The organism is Ureibacillus chungkukjangi (assembly GCF_003217295.1).
GTDB lineage: Bacteria > Bacillota > Bacilli > Bacillales_A > Planococcaceae > Ureibacillus > Ureibacillus chungkukjangi.
Genome location: NZ_QJTJ01000036.1, coordinates 22,049 through 28,094 on the forward strand (window position 1 = coordinate 22,049; position 6,046 = coordinate 28,094).

Below are 6,046 nucleotides of genomic sequence, written 5' to 3' on the forward strand. Positions count from 1 at the left end.
CTATTCAACTGTCGCTACGTGGAGTACTTCTTCAGTTGTTGTATATCCGTCTAATACTTTCAACAAACCATCCTCCACAAGTGTGTGATAGCCTGCTTCTTTCATGTAATTTCTTAATGTACTTACACTTGCACGCTGCAGGATAAAATCTTTCAGTGTTCTATCAATAGGCAAAATCTCATGAATGGCAATACGTCCACGATAACCAGTATGATTACATGCGGGACAACCACGTCCACGATTTACTGTTTCGACAGTCATGCCCACCTCTGCAAAGATTTCTTTTTCGCGGTCTGTTGCAGGAACTGTTTTCCCACAATCTCGGCAAACACGACGAACAAGACGCTGTGCCACTACCCCTACTAATGATGATGAAATCAGGAATGGCTCAATTCCCATGTCATTTAGTCTTGAAATTGACTCAACTGCACTATTCGTATGCAGTGTACTTAATACTAAGTGTCCGGTTAGTGAAGCCCGCGTTGCAATTTCAGCTGTATCTAAGTCACGGATTTCCCCAATCATGACAATATCAGGGTCCTGACGAAGGATAGAGCGTAAACCTGCAGCGAAGGTTAGGCCAACCTCTTCTTTTACTTGAATTTGGTTAATACCTTCTAATTGATACTCCACTGGATCTTCAACCGTAATTATATTGACGCCTTCCTTATTAAGGTGCGAAAGCGCAGCATATAAGGTTGTTGATTTCCCTGACCCTGTAGGCCCAGTAATTAAAACAATCCCATTTGGTCGAGAAATCATTTTTCGGAAAAGCTCTTCATTCTTAGAGTGCAAGCCTAACTTATCTACATCTGTTGCTGCATTACTTAAATCAAGAATACGCATAACGATTTTTTCACCATAAATGGTTGGTAAAGTCGATAAACGTATATCAATAGGCTTAAAATTCACCGTTGTTTTAATACGTCCATCCTGTGGGACACGGTTTTCAGTAATGTTCAGACCACCCATAATTTTCACACGGGCTGATAGCATATTTTGCATATGCTTCGGTAATGAACGTTCTGTACGTAGTTTCCCATCAACACGGTAACGAACACGAAAATCAGTTTCCTGTGGATCAAAGTGAATATCACTCGCACGCTGCGCTACACCGTTTGCGATGATTTGGTTCACTAAGCGTACAATTGGCGATTCTTCGTCCGTAATTTCCGGCTGTGATTCAGGTGTTGATACCCCTAGATCTGAAAGGGCCGCTTCCATCGATTCTTGCAGGTCATAGTATTTTGTGATGGTACGATACAAGTCGTCTTTTGCTGCAATACTTGTTTCAATTTGACAGCCTGTTGCCATTCGGACTTCCTCAATAGCGAAATAATCCATTGGGTCAGCCATTGCGATGAATAATTTGTTTTTATCTCGTCGAATCGGCATGATATTAGCTCGCTTTGCGAGTTCAGCGGGAACTAGCTGCAAGAGCTCTGGCTCAATCGAATATTGGTTTAAGTTGATATGTGGGACACCTAGTTGAAATCCGAGTACCTCGATTAACTGTTGTTCAGTTAAATAATTTTCTCGAATAAGGAAGTCTCCTAGTTTTTCGTCCCGACTTTTATTTGATAATGCATAGTCAAGCTGTTCGTTTGTTATTACACCTGCTTCAACTAATAAGTCACCTAGTCGTTTTCGTGTCTGCATTCGCAATTGCCAAACTCCCCTTTCTATGGAGTAATTAAGTTGCCACCTTTGTCATAGTAACTACCGTCTGGTAACTCGTTTTCGTTCTCATTTGTCGGCATATCAGGTAAACCGTTATTATCTAAATCAATTTGTGTATCTGAATCTTGATTTTGATTTGTATTGGGAACTGAGTTAGGATTTGTATTTACATTTGGATCCGTCGTTCCTGGTGTTTGTGTTCCCGTTCCATCTGTATTTGTGTCAGGTAAACCCGAACTACCTGTTATTCCTGTAGTATCTGGCATACTAGCCGGCTGTCTAGCAGAAAGCAATACAATTCGGTTTGTTGGTGCGTAGTAATCACGGCTGATTTGTTCTTCTGTTGTACTGCCACTTTCAGAAATAATTCGAGTAACCACTACTCGCATACCATTCGTACCTTCCTGTATCAATTGCTGCTGTCCAACTGATAAATCCTCTGAGTATCTGTTAATGATACGAGGCGCAATTTCTTCATTACTTACTTGCACTAGAACTTCTTTACTTTTTTCGTTTGCAAAGATTTCAACCTTTAAATTTGAGCCTTCAACCGTTGCATTAATTTGCACTGGACTTGTTGAGCTGTTTAAAAACTGTAAATCTTCGTTATATTGAATATTAACCTTAGCATTTATGCCTGGTTCTAAATAAGCTGGTATTTTTTCCTGCGAGTGACGCTCTACAATTTGGAACTCTGTATTCAATACCACGTCATATAAAAGTGAAGCAACAAAATTCTTTGCTTCAGTATTTGCAGTACTTTCGCCTACTTTGGTAATGAATGAAAAAGTCTCGCCAGGATAAAGAATTGTTCCATTTAACAGATTCGCTACATTTGAAACACCTGTAGCTTCTGTTGGAATACCTTCAATCGAAAGTGCGATTCGTTCATTATCAATTTGAGTTAAATCATTCATGACCGGTGCTATTTCATGTTCCTTTAAAAAGGAAGCTTGAGTAGCAACAGAGTTGACTGTAGCTTCTGCATTCCAGCTTCCAACTGTTGAAATATCATTCATCAGCTCATCAGGAACCGTTACTACTAATGGTAGATGAACAACACGGTCTGATTCCCAAAAAGCAAACCAAGGCTTGTCCACTGTTGTTGTATATTGTTGTACTGTACTTTCTAAATCAAACATAAATTGTGAAGGATCTACCTGGACTTCGCTCACTCCATCACTTACGGTGATAGGCTCTCCTACCCATGTATTAATTGCTTGTTGCAGTACTTCCTTCATCTCATCTTCATTTAACCCAGAAACTTTAACGCCGGCGATGGTTGACCCTGAATCAGACTCATCTGCAGAGGCCGTTTTAAAAATATTTCCTTGGATACATAAATACAAAATAATGATTAAACTTAGTGCAGCTAAAATAATCGGTTTCATTTTTAATGGCATGCAATCACCTCAAGTTTCTAATTAAAACTATTACTAGTAGGATGTTTCAAAATTTGACTTTCTTCGCATGTAACTTCAACTAACTTAAGCAAAATTACCCAACACATCAAAAAAGAGAATTATAGAAGGTATATGCAATATCTCCTATGAATATCCTTAATATCATTCTACTATTAGATAAATGATTAGTAACGAAAAAATTGTAAAATTTTATATTAAAATAAAAAAAATTGCCCTGTTTTACACATTTTGCTCTAAGCTATTTATAAAATACACGATTTTTTGGGGGATGTATATATCTTTTTTTACCAGAAGTAAATATTTTTAACTAAATTTACTTTACTAATAATACTTTTTACTTACCGAAAATATGTTTCTTATACCAATTCAATAATTTGTTATGTGTTTGTGAAGTAAATTCTATAATAAATTCATTTCGCCCATGACTTTTATAGTATATAATACTGTAATAATCCAAAAATACTATGCCCCTTATGACAACTAACATTAAGTAGGTGTTTTTTATTGAAAAAACAAGTAAACTCTAAAAAACTAATCAATGAAAATGGACTTTCATTAATTGAGATACTTGCTTCTATAGTTATATTGACAATTATTTTAATCTCTTTCATGAATTTCTTCCCACAAATGGGGCAAAAAAATATTCAAAATGAACATAAACAAACTGCAATTAATATAGCAAAGATAGAACTTGATAAATGGAAATCTAAAATTGAAGAAAGTAGAGATTTCAATTCATTTATAACTAACCCATTAGCTGGCACCTACTCTTTTATAGATTTAGATGATTATGTTTCTTATAACTCAAGTACAAAATCAATTATCATAGATACGAAATCTAGCAACTCGGCTTTTAATGTTAGTGTTGTAATCAATACTCAATCTGATTTAGATTCAATTCCTAAAAAGGCATATCAAATCCAGGTTCAAATCTATAAAGCTAACAATATTCTAGTTAGTGAAACATACGGATATCTATTGTATGAAAGGTGAACATAATGAAAAACGACCAACAATCTGGCTTCTCTCTAGTTGAAACACTAGTAATCATAGTTTTGCTTTCCATCGTTTCATTAATTACTTGGAATATCTTTTTCCAAGGTTCTAATTATACAAATAAAGCTGTATCAAAAAATCAATTACAACAAGAAGCCAATATCATCATTTCAAAATTAACTAAAATACACCTACAATCAGATACTTATAAAGTACATATTGATGATTGTAAATTTACAATAGAAGCTACATCCAAAGGAATCATTACTGATAAAGAAACTTTTGAAAATAATCAATTATGTATAACATTAAAAAACGTCCCTGAAGATGTAAATCCTAAAACAGATGATGTAAATTTAGAATTGATAATTATGCGGAATGATTCTAATAGGAAACTTAAAATGGAGGTACTATTACAACGATTAAAGGAGTACGATGCTACTTGAAGAAATTAATCAATAATTCCAACGGATATACGTTGTTAGTAGTATTAATGATAACAGCAGTCTTTACAGTTTTCGCACTCTCTTTTATGGTCATATCAGCAAACACTACTAAACAAAACGATATTAGAGAACAAAATTCTCAATCAGTCGCCATAGCAGAAATGGGTATCACGTATTTCGAGCAAGCTGTTCGGAATAGCGTAACTACTCACGAAAAATTAGTACTTGATGAAGTTAAAGCTTTAAGAGCAGCACATGCATCAAAGAATACAATACTACTTGATTCGCAATATATTGACTACGGACGAGATTTAATGATGAGGTATTTAGAAGAGGATATTAATTCATTAAATCCTGAAGTATATATCAAAACAAAAACATCAAGTAAATTTTTAATTGAACCAATCAACTCTAAATACCTCAACAGCAAGCCCCAAGGTTTTGAGGTAACTTATAAAAGTACCGGTACAGAGAATAGTAAGGCTACCGCCATTGAAGGTAATTTAATAGTAGACCTTTCGCGATTTATGTCTTCAAATATATCCTCTGGCGATTCAGGGGGCACGTCTATAATTGAAGCTAATAAAATACAAGATCCTGGAGACTTAAATAACTGTAATACTAGCGGAAAAAAGATAATATTTAGTAATATTCAATGCCAAATTATTGATAGTGTAGAATTTGAACAAAATGACAACCTATCTTTTGATAAATCGACTGTAAAAATTAAGGGTTCCTTAACAATGAAAAATGCAAATAACGCTTTTACCGAATCAACATTATATATAGAAAATGATATGACAGCAGGTAACTTGAATAGCCTAAGTAATATTAAATTATACATCGGCGGCACTTTAAAAGGATTACATTTTAACGGTAGTGGTTTATCAAATTCTACAGTAGAAATTAAAAAAACTGCCTCAATGGATAATATAAAATTAAAAGGATCCACTATGTTTATAGGAGAAGGACTTACGACAATCCAACAAATAAATGAGATGGAATCTTCTATTTTGTTTATTAACGGAGATACTAAAGTCACTCAAGGTATTAATTTAGGTAATAATTCTTTAATCTGTGTTAACGGGGATTTACAAATAAGTAATAATGTGAATAATAATAGCAATGGTACAAGTAAAATTTATGCAATATCAAGTAATCATTCTTCCGTAAATACTACTTCAAATGATTTTACAAAAGCTTGCTTTAATGCTTCTACTTCCAAAGCAACCTGGGGAAATATTACCTTATCAAGTGAATATAACTATAATTATAAATAAATGATTACCTGCCAGTTTTTTATAGCTGGCTTTTTTCTTTTGAATTTTAATTTTACCTGCGTAACCATCTTCTCATTCTTACATCCAACTATTTTCCACTTTAAAATAAGTAATTACATTTCAATTGTTTATGGCATCATAAAAATGTAAGCTATGGCATTTAATTTGTGCAGAAGGGCCGTAGGCCCTGCACAAATTAAAAAACCACTTGTCAACATTC

The 6,046-nt window shown here is 34.4% G+C and carries 5 protein-coding genes; 3 read left to right on the top strand and 2 right to left on the bottom strand.

Annotation, left to right across the window (positions count from 1 at the left end; translation table 11 throughout):
* Both BJ095_RS16765 and BJ095_RS16770 read right to left on the bottom strand, forming a co-directional pair.
* The gene (locus BJ095_RS16765) at positions 1 to 1,659 is read right to left on the bottom strand and encodes a GspE/PulE family protein (RefSeq protein ID WP_408056965.1); all 1,659 of its coding nucleotides are present in this window, start codon (positions 1,657 to 1,659) and stop codon (positions 1 to 3) included.
* Positions 1,660 to 1,682: 23 nt separating this feature from the next.
* Positions 1,683 to 3,083, bottom strand: coding sequence for a VanW family protein (locus BJ095_RS16770; RefSeq protein WP_107933079.1), 1,401 nt, complete (start codon positions 3,081 to 3,083; stop codon positions 1,683 to 1,685).
* Between the two features lie 525 nt (positions 3,084 to 3,608).
* Between BJ095_RS16770 and BJ095_RS16775 the strand changes: the two genes are divergently transcribed.
* Genes BJ095_RS16775 through BJ095_RS16785 form a run of 3 tightly spaced genes read left to right on the top strand, consistent with a single transcriptional unit; the run spans position 3,609 to position 5,826 of the window.
* On the top strand, positions 3,609 to 4,097 hold the full coding sequence (locus tag BJ095_RS16775) for a type IV pilus modification PilV family protein (protein ID WP_107933077.1): 489 nt from the start codon (positions 3,609 to 3,611) through the stop codon (positions 4,095 to 4,097).
* Between the two features lie 5 nt (positions 4,098 to 4,102).
* A complete protein-coding gene (locus tag BJ095_RS16780; protein WP_107933075.1) occupies positions 4,103 to 4,546 on the top strand; it encodes a PulJ/GspJ family protein in 444 nt (147 codons plus the stop codon).
* Complete coding sequence (locus tag BJ095_RS16785) at positions 4,543 to 5,826, top strand: hypothetical protein (protein ID WP_107933073.1); 1,284 nt, start codon at positions 4,543 to 4,545, stop codon at positions 5,824 to 5,826. The genes BJ095_RS16780 and BJ095_RS16785 overlap by 4 nt, the downstream gene beginning before the upstream one ends.
* Positions 5,827 to 6,046: the final 220 nt, after the last annotated feature.